17 protein-coding genes are annotated in these 16,841 nt (G+C 68.6%); 7 read left to right on the forward strand and 10 right to left on the reverse strand.

Going from position 1 to position 16,841, the window contains the following annotated elements:
• Together PGN37_RS00365 and PGN37_RS00370 are read right to left on the reverse strand one after the other, a co-directional pair.
• Entirely contained in the window at positions 1 to 1,236 is a 1,236-nt protein-coding gene (locus PGN37_RS00365) for an MFS transporter (protein ID WP_335329041.1), read from the reverse strand.
• Positions 1,237 to 1,264: 28 nt separating this feature from the next.
• Entirely contained in the window at positions 1,265 to 1,945 is a 681-nt protein-coding gene (locus PGN37_RS00370) for a sensor domain-containing protein (RefSeq protein WP_335329042.1), read from the reverse strand.
• A gap of 128 nt (positions 1,946 to 2,073) precedes the next feature.
• On the opposite strand from PGN37_RS00370, the gene PGN37_RS00375 reads away from it, so the two are divergent.
• Positions 2,074 to 2,904, forward strand: coding sequence for a uracil-DNA glycosylase (locus PGN37_RS00375; RefSeq protein WP_335329043.1), 831 nt, complete (start codon positions 2,074 to 2,076; stop codon positions 2,902 to 2,904).
• A gap of 80 nt (positions 2,905 to 2,984) precedes the next feature.
• Positions 2,985 to 4,034 (forward strand): LLM class flavin-dependent oxidoreductase, encoded by a 1,050-nt coding sequence (locus PGN37_RS00380; protein WP_335329044.1) that lies wholly within the window; start codon positions 2,985 to 2,987, stop codon positions 4,032 to 4,034.
• On the opposite strand, the gene PGN37_RS00385 is transcribed toward PGN37_RS00380, so the two are convergent.
• Genes PGN37_RS00385 through PGN37_RS00395 form a run of 3 tightly spaced genes read right to left on the reverse strand, consistent with a single transcriptional unit; the run spans position 4,031 to position 5,446 of the window.
• Positions 4,031 to 4,489 carry a nitroreductase family deazaflavin-dependent oxidoreductase gene (locus PGN37_RS00385; RefSeq protein ID WP_335329045.1) on the reverse strand — a complete coding sequence of 153 codons (459 nt, stop codon included), beginning with the start codon at positions 4,487 to 4,489 and terminating at the stop codon, positions 4,031 to 4,033. The genes PGN37_RS00380 and PGN37_RS00385 overlap by 4 nt on opposite strands.
• A gap of 4 nt (positions 4,490 to 4,493) precedes the next feature.
• Complete coding sequence (locus PGN37_RS00390) at positions 4,494 to 4,931, reverse strand: HIT family protein (RefSeq protein ID WP_335329046.1); 438 nt, start codon at positions 4,929 to 4,931, stop codon at positions 4,494 to 4,496.
• 23 nt (positions 4,932 to 4,954) lie between these two features.
• Positions 4,955 to 5,446 carry a DNA-deoxyinosine glycosylase gene (locus PGN37_RS00395; RefSeq protein ID WP_335329047.1) on the reverse strand — a complete coding sequence of 164 codons (492 nt, stop codon included), beginning with the start codon at positions 5,444 to 5,446 and terminating at the stop codon, positions 4,955 to 4,957.
• Positions 5,447 to 5,478: 32 nt separating this feature from the next.
• Here PGN37_RS00395 and PGN37_RS00400 point away from each other — a divergent pair, with 32 nt between their 5' ends.
• Entirely contained in the window at positions 5,479 to 6,606 is a 1,128-nt protein-coding gene (locus tag PGN37_RS00400; protein ID WP_335329048.1) for an adenylate/guanylate cyclase domain-containing protein, read from the forward strand.
• Positions 6,607 to 6,644: 38 nt separating this feature from the next.
• Positions 6,645 to 8,003 (forward strand): HNH endonuclease signature motif containing protein, encoded by a 1,359-nt coding sequence (locus PGN37_RS00405; protein ID WP_335329049.1) that lies wholly within the window; start codon positions 6,645 to 6,647, stop codon positions 8,001 to 8,003.
• On the opposite strand, the gene PGN37_RS00410 is transcribed toward PGN37_RS00405, so the two are convergent.
• The gene (locus PGN37_RS00410; RefSeq protein ID WP_442932809.1) at positions 8,004 to 10,184 is read right to left on the reverse strand and encodes a heavy metal translocating P-type ATPase; all 2,181 of its coding nucleotides are present in this window, start codon (positions 10,182 to 10,184) and stop codon (positions 8,004 to 8,006) included.
• A 55-nt stretch (positions 10,185 to 10,239) separates the two neighbouring features.
• Entirely contained in the window at positions 10,240 to 10,446 is a 207-nt protein-coding gene (locus PGN37_RS00415; RefSeq protein ID WP_335329051.1) for a heavy-metal-associated domain-containing protein, read from the reverse strand.
• A 92-nt stretch (positions 10,447 to 10,538) separates the two neighbouring features.
• On the opposite strand from PGN37_RS00415, the gene PGN37_RS00420 reads away from it, so the two are divergent.
• Both PGN37_RS00420 and dtd read left to right on the forward strand, forming a co-directional pair.
• Positions 10,539 to 11,189, forward strand: a complete 651-nt coding sequence (locus PGN37_RS00420) for a DUF305 domain-containing protein (protein ID WP_335329052.1) — start codon at positions 10,539 to 10,541, stop codon at positions 11,187 to 11,189.
• A complete protein-coding gene (gene dtd, locus PGN37_RS00425; protein WP_335329053.1) occupies positions 11,190 to 11,621 on the forward strand; it encodes a D-aminoacyl-tRNA deacylase in 432 nt (143 codons plus the stop codon).
• A 3-nt stretch (positions 11,622 to 11,624) separates the two neighbouring features.
• On the opposite strand, the gene PGN37_RS00430 is transcribed toward dtd, so the two are convergent.
• Positions 11,625 to 12,503, reverse strand: coding sequence for an AIM24 family protein (locus PGN37_RS00430; RefSeq protein WP_335329054.1), 879 nt, complete (start codon positions 12,501 to 12,503; stop codon positions 11,625 to 11,627).
• Between the two features lie 71 nt (positions 12,504 to 12,574).
• On the opposite strand from PGN37_RS00430, the gene PGN37_RS00435 reads away from it, so the two are divergent.
• Positions 12,575 to 13,147, forward strand: a complete 573-nt coding sequence (locus PGN37_RS00435; RefSeq protein ID WP_335329208.1) for a hypothetical protein — start codon at positions 12,575 to 12,577, stop codon at positions 13,145 to 13,147.
• Here PGN37_RS00435 and PGN37_RS00440 read toward each other — a convergent pair.
• Both PGN37_RS00440 and PGN37_RS00445 read right to left on the reverse strand, forming a co-directional pair.
• Positions 13,144 to 15,045 (reverse strand): ABC transporter ATP-binding protein, encoded by a 1,902-nt coding sequence (locus PGN37_RS00440; RefSeq protein WP_335329055.1) that lies wholly within the window; start codon positions 15,043 to 15,045, stop codon positions 13,144 to 13,146. The two genes, PGN37_RS00435 and PGN37_RS00440, sit on opposite strands and share 4 nt — an antisense overlap.
• Positions 15,042 to 16,769 carry an ABC transporter ATP-binding protein gene (locus tag PGN37_RS00445; protein WP_335329056.1) on the reverse strand — a complete coding sequence of 576 codons (1,728 nt, stop codon included), beginning with the start codon at positions 16,767 to 16,769 and terminating at the stop codon, positions 15,042 to 15,044. The genes PGN37_RS00440 and PGN37_RS00445 overlap by 4 nt, the downstream gene beginning before the upstream one ends.
• Positions 16,770 to 16,841 lie beyond the last annotated feature (72 nt).

A 16,841-nucleotide genomic window follows, 5' to 3' on the forward strand; every position in this document is an offset into this window, starting at 1 on the left:
CTACGAGCTTTGTCCCGCCTGCGGTCCGCGATCGAGCTCGCGCAGTGCGGACAGGAACACCGTGGCCACGCCGAGCGCCAACATCGGCAGCGACAGCGCCAGGAACGTCGCGTGCAGTCCAGCCGCATCGGCCAGCGGCCCGGCGACGACGAGACCGAGCGGGCCGGCGGCGTAGGCCAACGACCCCATCACGCCCACCACGCGACCCCGCAGATGTGGCGGGGCCTGGGTCTGCATGACGTAGTTGTAGATCGGTGCGATCGGGCCGTAGACGAAACCCACGACCGCGCACAACACGAGGATCAGCGGCAGCGGCGGCAGGAACGCGATGATCGTCATCGCCACCCCGAGCGTCAGCACCGCGGTCATCATCACGGTGCGGCGCCGGGTGAACCGGGACAGCACCGCGTAGCCCAAGGCCCCGACGAGCCCGCCGATACTGAGCGCCATCAACACCCACCCGAGCTGCGCGGGCTCGTTGCGGTCGGTGAAGTACTTCGGGAACAGCACGCTTTCCATCGGCATGTAGAGCCCCGTCGCGGTGAGGTCGACGAACGCCAGCGTGCGCAGCACCCGGTGGCGCCACACGAACCGCAATCCCTCGACGATGCCGGCCCACACCCCGCCGGCGCGTGCGGACGGTTCCGGAGTCCCCGCGCCTTCGAGGCGCAATACCGCGATCGCGACGATCGACAGCACGAAGGCTCCCGCGGTCACCCACATCGTGTTGATCCCGCCGAGGGTGGCGATCAGTAAACCGCCGATACCAGGCCCGACGATGTAGGCCAGGTTGAACACCGCCTCGTAGAACGAGTTGGCGTGATCGAGAGTCCAGCCGGCGCGCTGGGCGGCCTCGGGCAGCATGGTCTCGCGCGCCGTCATCCCGGCGGGATCGAAAAGCGCTCCGAGCGCTGCCAATCCGGCCAGCACCGCGACGTTGATCGCGTCCGCGCCGAAGAGCAGCGCGATCACCGGAACCGCCGCCACCGACAGCGCGGACAGCGCGTCGGAGATCATCGACACGCGGCGGCGGCCCAGGAAGTCCACAGCGGCGCCGGCGATCAGCGTCGCGGCCAGCAGCGGCAGTGTCCCGGCCATCGCGACCACCGACGCGTCCAGCGCAGAGCCGGTGCGCTGCAGCACCAGCCAGGGGAACGCGACCATCGAGATGCCGTTTCCGGCGCCCGCCATCAACGCGGCGAACAGGATCAGCAGCAGGGGCCCGCGCCGGCTCATCGCCGCAGGTTAGCAAGCCTGTCGACGGCTACCACGTCGCCGCGACGTTGGCGGCGATCTGCTGGGCGATCTTGACCGCGGTGTCGGCCGGATTCGCACTGCAGGTGTTGACGTCGACGATCACGTTGTTGGCCTGGGCCAGCGCCCGTCCGCATCCCCAGCCCGGCGCCGCCGCTTCGTTCAGGGTCGACACCGTGCTCAGAACGTGGTCGGCGTTGCGGATCTCACCGACGCTCCACTGCGTTCCGCTCTGGGTGTGCGTGTACTGGTGGCAGGCGGGCCACTGCTGGACCGATGCGTCGAAGAACGCGGTGGCCTTCTCGAGGTACGGGAACAGGATCACGGCCTGCTTGGAGTAGTGCTTGAACGCGTCGCCGTCGTTGAGGCTCTGGTCTCGTTCGGCGGTGAAGCCGCTGGCCGAGTAGACGGCCGCCTCGGCGGCGCCGTCGAGCGCGAGGCATTCGGGGGGCGCCATGATCGCGCTGTTGTCGGACATCGCCGACTGCGCTTCGGTGACGGTCATCGGCGGTGACCCCATCGCCTGCGCCACCTGTTCGGGGGTCAGCAGCAGCTTGGGGAGTTCCCGCTCGGTGAGCGGACGCGGGATCATGGTCCTGGTGGGTACGGGCGATTCGGCGTTGCTGACGGTCGCGCCGCAGCCCGTCACCACAACGCACAGACCGATGACGGCCGCTGTCGCTCGTCGCATGATTCTCCCCACCTCGCTCGGGTTCCCAGGCGATCCATGGTGAGCCGTCGCGTCCGCCACACCGGTGAGGTGGGCGGTGTTTCGTGGTAACGATGAACCGTGCTTTCTGGTAACGAACTGGTCGACCGGTGAGGTTGCCGCACCCCCGCGCGGGCGGCCTGTTCTCCTCGCCGGTGCTCCCGGGCTCGGGATGGCCGGGTGACCCGGCGACGGCTCGCACGCCGGTGGCCGGGTCACCGGCCGAGGTGGCTGCGCTCGCGTCGGCAGCTGCGACGGTGGAGCAGGTGGATGCCGAGGTGTCGGTGTGCCGGGCGTGCCCGCGTCTGGTCGCGTGGCGCGAGGACGTGGCGGTGGTCAAGCGGAAGTCGTTCGCCGACGAGCCGTATTGGGGGAGGCCCGCGCCCGGGTTCGGCTCACCGCGGCCGGCCATCCTGATCGTCGGGCTCGCCCCCGCCGCCAACGGCGCGAACCGCACGGGGCGGGTCTTCACCGGCGACCGGTCGGGTGACTTCCTGTTCGGATCGCTGCACCGCACCGGCCTGGCCAATCAGCCGGTGGCCATCGACAGCGGAGACGGGTTGTCGCTCAACAACGTTCGTGTCGCGGCTGCGGTGCGGTGCGCGCCGCCGGGCAACAAGCCCACGCCGGCCGAGCGCAGCACCTGCGCGCCGTGGCTGGATGCCGAGTGGCGCCTGGTCGGCCCCCACGTCCGGGTGATCGTCGCGCTCGGCGGGTTCGCGTGGCAGGCGGCGCTGGCGATGATCCGTCGCGCGGGCGGCACGGTCGGTACGCCGGCGCCGGCGTTCGGTCACGGCGTGACCGCGCCGCTGGACACCCCGCAGGGCGAGGTCGTGCTGATGGGCTGCTATCACCCCAGTCAGCAGAACACCTTCACCGGCCGGTTGACCCCGGCGATGATGGACGACATCTTCACCCGTGCCCGCGCGATTTCGGCGTGATTGCCGTCGCTGACCGACGATCATCACGCCGAAATCGCGCGGGAGGGAACGTCGCGCGGCGCTGACGCGTTGCACGTTCAATGCGTCTTTCTGTTCTCGACCTCGTTCCCGTGCGCTCCGACCAGACCACCTCGGATGCGCTGGCCGCGACGACGCGCCTGGCCCAGACCGCCGACCGCCTCGGCTACACCCGGTACTGGGTGGCCGAGCACCACAACATGCCGTCGGTCGCGGCCACCAGCCCGCCCGTCCTGCTCGCCCACCTGGCGGCGCACACCTCGGCGCTGCGACTGGGCTCGGGCGGGGTGATGCTGCCCAACCACGCGCCGCTGGCGGTGGCCGAGCAGTTCGCGTTGCTCGAGGCCGCCCACCCGGGCCGCATCGACCTGGGTATCGGCCGCGCGCCCGGCTCGGACCCGGTCACCTCGATGGCGCTGCGCGGCGCGGCCGGCCGCGACGACCGCGACATCGAGGCGTTCCCCGAGTACCTCGACGACGTCGTCGCGCTGATGGGTCGCAAAGGAGTCCGCGTCGCGCTGCCACGCGATCTGATGCGGGACAACTACATCCTCAAGGCCACGCCGGCCGCCGCGTCGGAGCCGAGGCTGTGGCTGCTCGGCTCGTCGATGTACTCGGCGCATCTGGCGGCGGCCAAGGGCCTGCCCTATGTGTTCGCCCACCACTTCTCCGGGCAGGGCACCGCGGAGGCGCTGCAGACCTATCGTGACGAATTCCGGCCCAGCGAGCTGACGCCCGAGCCCGTCACATTCCTCACCGTCAACGCGGTGGTCGCCGAAACCCGCGACGAGGCACTGCGATTGGTGCTGCCGAATCTCCAGATGATGGCACGGCTGCGTACCGGCGCCCCGCTCGCGGCCGTCGACCTGGTCGAGGACGCGGAAGCATTGGACATGGGTCCGCGGGCTCAATCGGTCATCGACCACGGCCTGCGTCAGGCCGTGGTCGGTAACCCGTCGGAGGCGGCCGAGCAGGTCCGCGAGCTGGCGGCCGAATTCGACGTCGACGAGGTGATGATCCATCCGGTCGCCTCCGCCCACCGCGGAGTGGACCCGGCGACATCCCCGGCGCGCGACGCCACATTGGAACTGCTCGCCATAGAGCTGTTCTAGCCCTTCGGGGTGAGCCGGACCAGCGGGATCTTGCGGCTCGTGCGGCGCTGGTAGCCGTTGTATCGGTTGCTGTTGTCTCGGTTCACCAGCTCCCACAGCCGGGGATAGTCGGGGTCGTCGGCGAGCACCGGCGTCGCGGTGACCGCCAATCTCCGTGGCCCGATGTTGATCTCGATGTCCGGGTTGGCCTTGAGGTTGTGGTACCAGCCGGGTGCGCGCGGATCACCGCCCTTGGAGGCGACGACGTAGTAGTGGCCGCTGTCGGGGAAGTACGAGAGCGTGTTGGTGCGCTTCTGACCGGTCTTGGCGCCGACGGTGTGCAGAAGCAGGCTCGGCGGGACACCGGGCAGCGGAATGCGGTGGCCGATGCGACCATTCGTGCTCTTGTAGAGGGAGTCGTGCAGCATCAGCAACCGGACACCGATGTTCTGCTCGACCCACTGGGCGATGTTCATCTGCTCAATCCAACTCGGCGGTGTCGATCTGCGCCAGTGCCTCGCGCAGCAAACGTCCCGTCTGCTCCCTGTCGGCGTCCCGGCGCACCAGCATGCCCTTGGCGAACGAGAGCTTGTCGCCGTCGCGGCGTGGCACCACGTGCAGGTGGATGTGGAACACCGTCTGGAAGGCAGCCTTGCCGTCGTTGATCGCGATGTTGTTGCCGTCGGCGTGCAGCCCGGACGCTCTCGCCGCCTTGGCGATGCGCTGGCCCAGCCGCATCATCGAGGCCACGGTGGCGGGCGGGGTGTCGGTCAGGTCGACGGTGTGCCGTTTCGGTATCACCAGCGTGTGACCGCGGGTGAACGGCCGGATGTCGAGGATCGCCAGGTGGTCGTCGTCCTCGTGGATCGTGATGGCCGGGGCCTCGCCGGCGACGATGGCGCAGAAAACGCAGGACATCTAGCTCACGGTAGCCGCTTCCGTCACTCGGTGAGCTGGCGCCACGCGGCCAGCTTCACCGCGAACGGTGCGGTGTGGGCGGGACTGGTCGACGGTAGCCGCATGGTGCGCACCGGATGCGACCCGCGGACGAGACGCTGGTAGTTCTTCGCTGCGGCCGCGCCGTTGAAGTACACGCGCTCGATGCCCGGATGTGCGGCGAAGAACGTGTCGAAGTCGTTGGCCACCATGCTGGCCGGCTCGACTGCCGCGTCGAGGCTGCCGGGGCGGCGGCACGCGGCCAGCACATCCCAGACGGCCACCCCGGCGTCGGTGAGCCGATGGACACGCTCGTCGTACGGTGCTGCGGCGTCGAATCCGAACAGCGCGGCCATGATTGGCCAGAACGCGTTGCGCGGATTGGCGTAGTACCGGTGCTGGTTCAGTGACACGACGCCGGGCATGTTGCCGAGGATCAGCACCTCCGCGCGGTCGCCGGCGAGCGGTGCGAAGCTGTGCACGAGCGGCGACTCCATGGTTCCTGTGTAGCGCACGGTAGGTTGAGCCCGTGGCCGATGACGTCGATGTGGAGGCATCCGGGCTGCTCGACGGGCTCGAGGGCGATGCGCGCACCGAGCGGGCCGAGCTGATTCCGTGGCTGTTGGAGCGTGGGGTGAGCGTCGAGCAGATCCGTGTCAGCTCGTCGCCGTTGTTGCTCGCGTCGCGAAGGGTGATCGGCGACGACGGTGTCTACGTGTCGGCGCGGGAGGCGGCCGAGAAGCACGACGTCGATCTCGCGCTGTTCGAGCGGATTCAGCGGGCGATGGGCTTGCCGCGCATCGAGGATCCGGATGCGGCGGTGCTGCTGCGCGCCGACGCGGAGGCGGCCAAGTTCACCCGCGACTTCCTGGCCGCGGGCATCGATCCCGACGAGCTGGTGCAGATCACGCGGTTGCTCGGGGACGGGGTCGCGCGGGCCGCCGAAGCGATGCGCTATGCCGCGTTGGCGGCCGTGTTACGGCCGGCGGCAACGGAATTGGAGATCGCCAAGGCATCGGAGAAGCTCGTCGCCGAGCTGGCGCCTCTGCTCGGGCCGATGATCCAGGATGTGCTGCTGCTGCAGTTGCGGCATGCGATCGAAACGCAGGCGGTCAACGCGACCGAACGTGCGGAGGGGCAACACCTTCCGGGTGCGCGGGAGGTCACGATCGCGTTCGCGGATCTGGTCGGCTTCACCAGCCTCGGTGAGGCGCTGCCGCCCGAGGATCTCGAGCGATTGGCGCAGCGGCTGGCCGACATGACACGTGAGGTCGCGGTCGCGCCGGTCCGCTTCATCAAGACCATCGGTGACGAGGTGATGCTCGTCAGTCCCGAACCGGTGCCGCTGCTGGAGGCGGTGCTCCGCCTCGTCGACGCGACCGACGAGGACGAGGACTTCCCGCGACTGCGCGTCGGGCTGGCCACCGGGATGGCCGTGAGCCGCGAAGGGGACTGGTTCGGGAGCTCGGTGAATCTCGCGGCGCGCGTCACGGGTGCAGCACGGCCGGGGTCGGTCCTGGTGGCCGAGAGTGCCCGCGAGGCGATCGGCGACGACGACACGTTCACGTGGTCCTTCGCGGGGGCGAGACGCCTCAAAGGCATCAAGTCCGACGTCAAACTCTTCCGTGCACGGCGGGCCGAACCGGGTGGCGACTGACCCCAAACTTGTCGGTGTGTCGAACTAGTGTTCGATATGTGGATGTGGTTGCCGGCGCGGTCGAGGTGATGCGGGGTCAGTTGGCGATCCTGCAGGACGCCTCCGACTCCCTGTCGCATCGCGAGCTGGTGGCGCTGATGGCCGAGGTGACGTCGTTCGTGCGGTCGGTGCCCGCGTTGGAGCATCACATCCTGGCCCGGCTGACCAGTGAGACGGAGCCGCGCCGCCTCGGGGAAGCCTCGTGGAAGAAGGTGCTGACCACCACACTGCGGGTATCGGAGAAGGACGCGAAACGCCGCCTGGCCGATGCTGCGGCGTTGGGGCCGCGGCAGGCCCTGACCGGGGAGCCGTTGGCGCCGGTGTGGGAGGCGACCGCCGAGGCGCAGGCTTGTGGGGCGTTGGATGCCGAGCACGTTGCGGTGATCGCGAAGTTTCACGACAAGTTGCCGATGTGGGTCGATGTCGACACCCGCGCTGCCGCTGACCGGCAACTCGCCTCTCTCGGTGGCGGACTGACCCCGGAAGACTTGAAGAAAGCTGCGGATCGGTTGGCGGCGATGATCGACCAGGACGGTCCCGAACCCACCGACGCCGACCGGGCACGCCGCCGCGGCATCAATCTGGGTGCCCAGCAGGCCGACGGAATGAGCCGGTTGACCGGGTGGCTCACCCCTGAAGCCCGAGCCAGCTATGAGGCCATCCAAGCCAAGCTGGCGGCACCGGGGATGTGCAATCCCGACGACGAAAAGCCCTGTGTCGAGGGCGAACCCGCCCCCGAGCAAGCGCGATCTGATTCCCGGAGTGTGGCGCAGCGCAACCATGATGCGTGGCTGGCGGTCGGGCGGATGGCGTTGAGCTCGGGTGAGTTGGGCTCTCACAACGGGTTACCTGTGACGGTGATCGTGTCGACGACGCTGCAGGAGTTGGAGACGGGTGCGGGGGTGGCGGTCACCGGCGGCGGCAGCCTGTTGCCGATGGCTGATCTGATCCGGATGGCCGCCCATGCTCACCACTACTTGGCGGTGTTCGACCGCCACACCAATGAGCCGCTGTATCTGGGCCGCAGCAAGCGCCTCGCGAGCCCGGCGCAGCGGATCATGCTGCACTCTGTAGCCCGCGGCTGCACCGGTCCCGGCTGCACGGTGCCCGGCTACTGGACCCAGGTCCACCACATCGACGCCTGGAAGACCGGCGGCGCCACCGACATCACCAACCTCACCCTCGCCTGCGGGCCCGACAATCGGATGGTCGAACAGACCGGCTGGACCACCCGCATCAACAGCAAGGGCCAGGTCGAGTGGCTGCCGCCGCCCGATCTCGATACCGGCCAGCGCCGCACGAACGGCTACCACCACCCCGAACGCCACCTCTTGCCCGAAGACGACCAGGGTCCGTGATCATCGCGCTGGAGTGAATCCCCGCAGCCGCAAGCTGTTGGTCACCACGAACACCGAGCTGAAAGCCATTGCTGCCCCGGCGATCATCGGATTCAGCAGACCCGCCGCTGCGAGCGGCAGGGCCGCGACGTTGTAGGCGAACGCCCAGAACAGGTTGCCCTTGATGATGCTCAGCGTCCGGCGGGACAGGCGAATTGCGTCGGGCACGGCCCGCAGGTCGTCACGCACCAACGTCAGATCGCTCGCCTCGATCGCGACATCGGTGCCGCTGCCCATCGCGAGGCCGAGATCGGCCTGCGCCAGTGCGGCTGCGTCGTTGACGCCGTCGCCCACCATCGCGACGACTCTGCCCTCGCGCTGCAGCCGGGTGACGGTGTCGACCTTCTCCTGCGGCAGAACACCGGCGATCACCTGCTCGATGCCGACCTCCGCGGCCACGGCGCGCGCGACAGCGTCGTTGTCGCCGGTCACCATGATCGGCGTCAGGCCGAGCTCCTTGAGCAACAAAATCGCCTCAGCAGACGTGTCTTTCACCGTGTCGGCGACAGTCACCACTCCGCGCGCCCGTCCGTCCCAGCCCACCACGACCGCGGTGTGGCCTTCGGTCTCCGCCTGGTGTAGCGCAGCGCGAACATCGGTGGCAACCTCGAAGCCCTGCTCGTCGAACAGTCGGGGCCGGCCGAGCAGCACGCTGCGATCGTCGACGACGCCCCGCACGCCGAGGCCACGCACATTCTCGAAGGACGTCACCTCGGGCAGTCGTCCCAGCTTGTCACGGGCGCCTGCGGTGATCGCACGTGCAATCGGATGCTCCGACGCGGCTTCGACGGCTCCGGCGACTCGCAGCACCTCGTCCGGTTGCTCGGCCTCCACGGCGACGACACCCGTCATCGTCATGGTCCCCGTCGTCACGGTCCCGGTCTTGTCGACGATGACGGTGTCCACCCGCCGCGTCGACTCAAGTACCTCCGGGCCCTTGATCAAGATGCCCAGCTGCGCGCCACGTCCGGTACCGACCATCAGCGCCGTCGGCGTTGCCAGACCCAGCGCACACGGGCACGCGATGATCAGCACCGACACCGCGGCGGTGAAGGCGGCCGCCGCCGGGGCTCCGATGATCAGCCAGAACCCCAGTGTCGCAACGGCCAATCCGATCACGACGGGTACGAACACCGCTGAGATGCGGTCGGCCAGCCGCTGCGCAGACGCCTTTCCGTTCTGCGCGTTCTCGACCAGGCGGGCCATCTGCGCCAGCTGCGTGTCGGCGCCTACCCGCCGCGCCCGCACCACCAGCAGCCCGTCGACGTTGACCGTCGCCCCGACCACGTCGTCACCGGGATGAACGTCCACCGGGACCGATTCGCCGGTCAGCATCGACGCGTCGACAGCGGAATCGCCTTCCAGCACAACACCGTCCGCGGCGATCTTCTCCCCGGGCCGCACCACGAACTCGTCGCCGGCGCGCAGCTCGTCGACCGGGATGCGTCGTTCGGCACCGTCTCTGCGCACCGACACGTCTTTGGCGCCCATGTCGAGCAGAGCGCGCAGCGCCGCACCCGCCTGCCGTTTGGCCCTGGCCTCCAGATAGCGGCCCGCGAGCAAGAAGGTGGTGACCCCCGCCGCGGCTTCGAGGTAGATGTTGCCGGCGCCGTCGGTGCGCCCGATCGTCAGCTCGAACGGATGGGTCATCCCCGGCATCCCCGCGTGACCCCAGAACAGCGCGTAGATCGACCACCCGAATGCTGAGAGTGTGCCGATCGAGATCAGCGTGTCCATCGTCGCGGCGCGGTGCCGAAGGTTCGTCCACGCCGCGACGTGGAACGGCCAGCCGCCCCAGACCACCACCGGCGCCGCCAGCGTCAGCGAGAGCCACTGCCAGTACGTGAACTGCCAGGCCGGCACCATCGCCAGCGCGATCACCGGAACCGACAGCGCGACGCAGATCAGCAGGCGGCGACGCAGCGCGGCGGCGGGATCTTCCGTCGTCTGTTCGGTGGGCGTCTGCTGGGGGAGTGACGCGTGATAACCCGCGGCTTCCACCGCCGCGAGGAGTTGGTCGGTGGTGACGTGTCCGTCGTAGGTGACGCGCGCCTTCTCGGTCGCGAAGTTGACCGTCGCGGCGACGCCGTCGAGCTTGTTCAGCTTCTTCTCCACGCGCGCCGCGCACGACGCGCAGGTCATGCCGTCGATCGACAGCTCCAGCGACGTCGCCGGTGATGTTGCCGCCGGCACGGGATCAGCTCGCCAGCTGGTAGCCGGCCTCTTCGACGGCGGCGCGCACAGCGTCGGAGTCGACGGGACGGCTGCTGGAGATGGTGACCGTGCCACCGGCAAGGTCGATGCCGACGTCGTCCACGCCGGGCAGCTGCGACAGTTCGGCACGCACAGAGGAGGCGCACCCGGCGCACGTCATACCCTCGACAGAGATCGTGGTGGTCGTCATGCGAATCCTCTCCGGGGCGGTGTGACACGCCCACCTCCCATGTGTACCATACCCCCCTAGGGTATCAAAAGCTGACGACAGGAGCGACAACGGTGTCCTTTTTCACGACGGGGTCCACGGGCAAGGCTGCGGCTGCGGTGGCAGCTGCGGGAAGCGCGCTGGTGGTGCTGCTCAGTGGATGTACGAGTGGCGGCCAGGAGAGTGCCGGCGCCACGAGTAGCGCGGCGGAGCACGGTGACGGTCATGACCACGGATCGATGACGCAGAGCGCCGATCCGGCCGCCGGTCACAACGCCGCGGACGTGTCGTTCGCCGCAGGCATGGTGCCCCATCACGAGCAGGCCATCGTGATGAGCGACATCATCCTGGGCAAGCAGGGCATCGATCCTCGCGTGGTCGAGCTCGCGAACCAGATCAAGGCTGCCCAGGGTCCAGAGATCGCGACGATGAAGCAGTGGCTCACCTCCTGGAATGCCATGCCGATGAACCACGAGGGCCACGACATGTCCAGCATGGGCATGATGAGCGACCAGCAGCTCGACCAGCTGCGGCAGGCGCAAGGCGTCGACGCGGCACGCCAGTTCCTCACCGGCATGATCGCCCACCACGAAGGCGCGGTGCGGATGGCGCAGACCGAGCTGGATACCGGAGAAGCGGCAGATGCCAAGCAGCTCGCGCAGACCATCATCGACACCCAGCAGCGCGAGATCGCGACGATGAAGCAGATCCTCGGATCGCTCTAGATGCGGGTGCTCGTGCAGCGGGTGACCTCGGCGCGGGTCACCGTCGCCGGCGAGACCGTCGGTGAGATCGCGCCCGCCACGCAGGGGCTGCTCGCCCTGGTCGGGGTCACGCACGACGACGACGTCGCGAAAGCCACCCGGCTCGCCGAAAAGGCTTGGCAGCTGAGGATTCTCGACGACGAGAAAGCCGCGGCCGACATCGGTGCACCCATCCTGGTGGTCAGTCAGTTCACGCTGTACGGCAACACCACCAAGGGGCGCCGGCCGACGTGGAATGCGGCGGCTCCCGGCGCGGTCGCCGAGCCGCTGGTCGACGCGTTCTGCGACGCACTACGGACGCTCGGCGCGTCGGTGCAGACCGGAGCCTTCGGCGCCGACATGGCCGTCGAGCTCGTCAACGACGGCCCCGTGACGGTGATGCTGGAGCTCTGAGACCTACTGCGCGGTGGTGATCTGCACGCCTTCGGACGGCTGCACGATCACGAATCCATTGCCGTAGAACGAGACCTGCACCGCCTCGCCGGAGCCCCGGCCGATCAGCGCGCCGGCCTTGAAGCTCGTCTTGAGCTGGGTCTGCAGGTTGGCCGACCAGGCGACGACGGCATTGGTGTCGGCGAACGTGGGCGCTTCGGCGGCGTTGAGCACCACCGGCGGTCCGTCGGTGGTCAGGGCGACCCACCCGGTACCCCGCAGAGTCGTGTTGAACAGTCCGCCGGTGGCGATGCTGCCGCCCTTGACCCGTTCGATGTTCCAGTCGAGGTTCGACGAGAACGCCAGCACGTTCTTGCCGCTGATGGACAGGCCCGAGTTCGTCAGGTTCAGCAGATGGACGTCGTAGGCGCGCTCGGCGAGGAAGACGTCGCCCTGGCCGGCGCAGCGCATCAGCGGCAGGCCTTCGCCGGTCAGCGCCTTCTTGATGAAGCGGGAGGCGCCGCCGCCTTCGAACGAGAAGTCGACGTTGCCCTGATAGGCGACCATCGAGCCTTGCCGTGCCATGAACGGCTCACCGAGACGGACCCGCAGCAGCTTGGCGTTCTGGTTGCCGATCGCCTTGGCTTCTTTTTCGCTGAACCGTCCGTCGACGAGATCGCCGCTGATACCGGCGAAACCGCCGTCCCCAAGGGGCTGCGCCTGGGCCTGTGACTGCACCTGAGCCTGAGGCGGCTGCTGGCCGGGAGGTTGTTGGCCGAGTGGCGCGCGCATCACCTGACCGCCGGCGGACACCTGGTCGGTCCACTGCTGCCCGTCATGCCACCGATAGTCAAAGCGACCCTCGGGGTCTGGCTGCCATGTGCCTGGTCCGGGTGCGCTCATGCGCCTCACCCTAGTGCCGTTCGCCGACGGTGAACCCCGTTCCCTCGGCTCTGCAACGGTGTAATCATGTAATCATGAGACACCATCCCCACAAGAGAGCCGGCCGCTCGGGCGGCTGGCAGCAGGCCGATCAGCCCGACGCTCGCGACGCCGCCGAATGGTTCGCCGGCCGACTGCCCGAGGAGTGGTTCGCCGGTGACCCGGAGGTCATCGTCGACCGCGAGGAGATCACCGTCATCGGAGCACTTCCCGACGCCGACGGCGACGAACCCGAAAGCGAGGCCCGCGCCTCCGGGCGAGCCGCGCGGTTCCGCGAGCAGACCCGCACCGAACGCATGCACATCGCCGACGAAGCCGAAGCGCGCTACGCACGCAAGGTCTCGTGGGGTGTGACAGTCGGCGACGAACGAATCCTGTTCACCCACATGGCAGTTCCGGTGATGACCCGGCTGCGTCAGGCGGAACGCCAGGTGCTCGACACCCTCGTCGACGCCGGAGTGGCGCGGTCGCGCTCGGACGCGCTGGCATGGTCGGTGCGTCTGGTCGCCGAGCACACCGACGAGTGGCTCGGCAAGCTGCGAGACGCGATGCGTGAGGTCGACGACCTGCGCGCCCAAGGCCCGCAGGTCACCCCTACCGACTAGGCCTGGATCATCGCCCAGTAGGCCCCACGACGAGCCATCAGCTCGTCGTGGGTGCCCCGCTCGACGATGCGGCCCGCATCCATCACCAGGATCAGGTCGGCGTCGCGGATCGTCGACAGGCGATGCGCGATCAGGAAACTGGTGCGTCCGCGCCGCAGTGACGTCATCGCGTGCTGGATCAACACCTCGGTGCGGGTGTCCACCGAGCTGGTCGCCTCGTCGAGGACGAGCAGCTGGGGTCGCGCCAGCACAGCTCGCGCGATCGTGATCAGTTGGCGTTCACCGGCACTGATGTTCGTGCCGCCGTCGGCGATGCGGGTCTCGTAGCCGTCGGGCAGCGTGTGCACGAAGCGGTCCACGTAAGCCGCGATGGCAGCCTCGACCACCTCGTCGCGCTCGGCGTCGGGTCGCCCGTAGGCGATGTTCTCGTACACGGTGCCGGCGAACAGCCAGGTGTCCTGCAGCACCATGCCGATCCGGGAACGCAGCGCCGACCGACTCACCGTGGTGATGTCCACGCCGTCGAGCAGGATCTGACCCGCATCGACGTCGTAGAACCGCATCAGCAGGTTCACCAGCGTGGTCTTGCCGGCGCCGGTCGGGCCGACGATCGCCACCGTGGTGCCCGGCTCGACGACGAGGCTCAGCTCCTCGATCACCGGCGCCTCGGGGCGGTAACCGAACCGGACGTCACGGAATTCGACACGGCCGCTGCGTGAGCTCGCAGGAGGCAGATCCCGGTCCGGCGCCTGCGGTTCCTCCTCGGCGTCCAGCAGCTCGAAAACCCGCTCGGCGCTGGCGATTCCCGATTGCAGCGTGTTGTACATGCCGGCGATCTGGGTCAGCGGCTGGTTGAACTGCCGCACGTACTGGATGAACGCCTGGATGCCGCCGAGAGTGATCTGTCCGGTGGCGACCTGGATGCCACCCACCACGGCGACGGCGACGTAACTGAGGTTGCCGACGAAGATCGTCGCGGGCGAGACCAGGCCGGAGAGGAATTGCGCCCCGAAGCTCGCGTGGTAGACGTCGTCGTTGAGTTCGGCGAACTGTCGCTGCGCCGCAGCGCGGTGGCCATAGGTGGACACGACCGTGAAGCCGCTGTAGGTCTCTTCGATGTGCGCGTTGAGCTTTCCGGTGTTGGCCCACTGCGCGACGAACAGGCGGCGGGATCGCCGCGCGATCGACCGGGTGACCCACAGCGAGAGCGGCACGGTCACCACCGTGAACAGCGTCAGCAGCGGCGAGATCGTCAGCATCATCACCAGCACGGCGATCACGGTCAGCACTGAGGTCAGCAGCTGGGTGATCGACATCGACAGCGACTGGGCCAGATTGTCGACGTCGTTGGTCACACGGCTGAGCACCTCGCCGCGCTGCCGGGTGTCGAAGTAGCGCAGCGGCAGCCGGTGGATCTTGTCCTCCACGTCGGCGCGCAACGCCACCATGGTCTTCTGCACGACGACGTTCAGCAGCCGCGCCTGCAGCCAGACCATCAGCGCCGCAATCAGATACAGGCCCAGCGCCAGTGCCAGCGTGCGGGCCACCGCGGCGAAGTCGACGCCCTGACCAGGGACCACGTTCATGCCGGACAGCAGATCGGCGAACGTGGTGTCACCCCGTGCGCGCGCGGCGTCGACCGCCTGCTCCTTGGTCAGACCGGCCGGGAGCTCTCGCCCCACCACACCGTTGAACAGCAGATCGGTCGCGTGGCCCAGGATGCGTGGTCCGACGACACCGATCGCGATGCCCCCGATACCCAGCAGCATCACCGCCACCGTCATACCCCGTTGCGGCGTCAGCCTTCTGAGCAGTCGCAGTGCCGAAGCCCGGAAGTCCCGCGAGCGGGCCTGCGGGGGTTCGTTCATCCGCATCGAGCGGCCCAGTGGTCCGCTCACGGCGTCCCGACCGACTGCGAATCCGCGAACTCGCGGTAGGCCGTGCACTCGGCGATCAGGTCGTCGTGCGTGCCGGCGCCGACCACCCGGCCGTCGTCGACGACGACGATGTGGTCGGCTCCGGCGATCGTGGAGATGCGTTGGGCGACCACGATCACGGTGGCGTCGGCAGAGACTTCGCGCAGCCGCGCACGGACCGTGGCGTCGGTGTGCACGTCGAGCGCGGAGAACGCGTCGTCGAAGAGGTAGATGGCCGGGTTGCGGACGACGGCGCGCGCGATCGCCAACCGCTGACGCTGACCGCCGGAGAAGTTCATGCCGCCCTGGGCGACGCGCTGATCCAGGCCGTCGGGGTGCGCGGCGACGAAGTCGTCGGCGGCCGCGACCCGCAGCGCTGCCCACATCTCGTCGTCGGTCGCGTCGGACTTCCCGAAGCGCAGATTGTCGGCGATCGTGCCCGCGAACAGGTAGCCGCGCTGCGGCACCAATCCGACCGCCGCCCAGAGTGTTTCGATGTCCATATCGCGAACGTCGACACCGTCGACCAGGACCGCCCCGTCCGTCAGGTCATAAAGCCGGCAGACCAACGAGATCAGCGTCGACTTCCCCGATCCCGTCGAGCCGACGATCGCGGTCGTCGCCCGCGGGCGGGCGGTCAGCGAGATGTCCTGCAGGACCGGGCGGTCGGCGCCGTCGTAGGAGAACGTGGCGCCGTCGAAACGAATCTCGCCGGCGATGCGCTCGAGCACGACCGGCTCCGCCGGGCTGACGATCGTCGGCTCGGTCGACAGCACCTCGGTGATGCGTTCGGCGCACGCCGACGCTCGGGGGATGATCACGAGGATGAACGTCGCCATCAACACGGCGACGAGGATCTGCATGAAGTACGACAGGAACGCGATCAGCGACCCGACCTGCATCTGGCCCGCGTCGATGCGGTGGCCACCGAACCAGATCAACGCCACGCTTGAGACGTTGATGACCAGCGTGGTGACCGGCAACATCACCGCCTGCCACCGCCCGGCCTCCAGCGCGGCATCGGCGAGCGCCGTGTTGGCCGCGGCGAATCTGGTGCGCTCATAGGGTTCCCGCGCGAAGGCGCGTACCACGCGCAGCCCCGTCAGCTGCTCCCGCATCACCCGGTTGACGCCGTCGATCAGGCGTTGCAGGCGGCGGAAGACCGGCAGCAGATGCGAGACGATCCAGTAGTTGGCCAGCGCCAGCACCGGCACGCTAATCAGCAGCAGCCACGACAGGCCCGCATCCTGGTGGACGGCCATCGCGATGCCGCCGATGCACATGATCGGCGCCGTGATGAGCATGGTCGCCGTCAACTGCACGAGCAGCTGGATCTGCTGGACATCGTTGGTGGTGCGGGTCAGCAGCGACGGCGCCCCGAATCGGGCGGTCTGCTCGGCCGAGAACCCGGTGACGTGGCCGAAGATCACCGACCGCAGATCGCGGCCCACGCCCATGCTCGCGCGGGAACCGAAGTACACGGCGCCGACGGCGCACGCCACCTGCAGCGCCGTCACCCCGAGCATCACCCCGCCGAGCTCGACGATGCGGCGCAGGTTCCCCTGGGCCACGCCGTCGTCGATGATCGCGGCGTTGACCGTCGGGAGATACAGCGTGGCCAGGGTGCTGACGAGCTGAAGGGCGGCGACCACGGCGAGGAGCGGCCGGTAGGGCCGGGTGTGCCGGCGGAGCAGGCCCCAGAGCATCCCGCTACTGTCGCACACCCTCTGACGAATGCCCGTGTGCGGCCAGATACCTGAGAATACTGTGAATTAGCA

The organism is Mycobacterium kyogaense (assembly GCF_036946525.1).
GTDB lineage: Bacteria > Actinomycetota > Actinomycetes > Mycobacteriales > Mycobacteriaceae > Mycobacterium > Mycobacterium kyogaense_A.

Coding starts and splice junctions, on each gene's coding strand:
- PGN37_RS00390 (WP_335329046.1), bottom strand. CDS start 4,931: ATGTCCTGCGTTTTCTGCGCCATCGTCGCCGGCGAGGCCCCGGCCATC.
- PGN37_RS00380 (WP_335329044.1), top strand. CDS start 2,985: ATGCGTCTTTCTGTTCTCGACCTCGTTCCCGTGCGCTCCGACCAGACC.
- PGN37_RS00445 (WP_335329056.1), bottom strand. CDS start 16,769: ATGCTCTGGGGCCTGCTCCGCCGGCACACCCGGCCCTACCGGCCGCTC.
- PGN37_RS00370 (WP_335329042.1), bottom strand. CDS start 1,945: ATGCGACGAGCGACAGCGGCCGTCATCGGTCTGTGCGTTGTGGTGACG.
- PGN37_RS00415 (WP_335329051.1), bottom strand. CDS start 10,446: ATGACGACCACCACGATCTCTGTCGAGGGTATGACGTGCGCCGGGTGC.
- dtd (WP_335329053.1), top strand. CDS start 11,190: ATGCGGGTGCTCGTGCAGCGGGTGACCTCGGCGCGGGTCACCGTCGCC.
- PGN37_RS00385 (WP_335329045.1), bottom strand. CDS start 4,489: ATGAACATCGCCCAGTGGGTCGAGCAGAACATCGGTGTCCGGTTGCTG.
- PGN37_RS00430 (WP_335329054.1), bottom strand. CDS start 12,503: ATGAGCGCACCCGGACCAGGCACATGGCAGCCAGACCCCGAGGGTCGC.
- PGN37_RS00395 (WP_335329047.1), bottom strand. CDS start 5,446: ATGGAGTCGCCGCTCGTGCACAGCTTCGCACCGCTCGCCGGCGACCGC.
- PGN37_RS00365 (WP_335329041.1), bottom strand. CDS start 1,236: ATGAGCCGGCGCGGGCCCCTGCTGCTGATCCTGTTCGCCGCGTTGATG.
- PGN37_RS00410 (WP_442932809.1), bottom strand. CDS start 10,184: ATGACCTGCGCGTCGTGCGCGGCGCGCGTGGAGAAGAAGCTGAACAAG.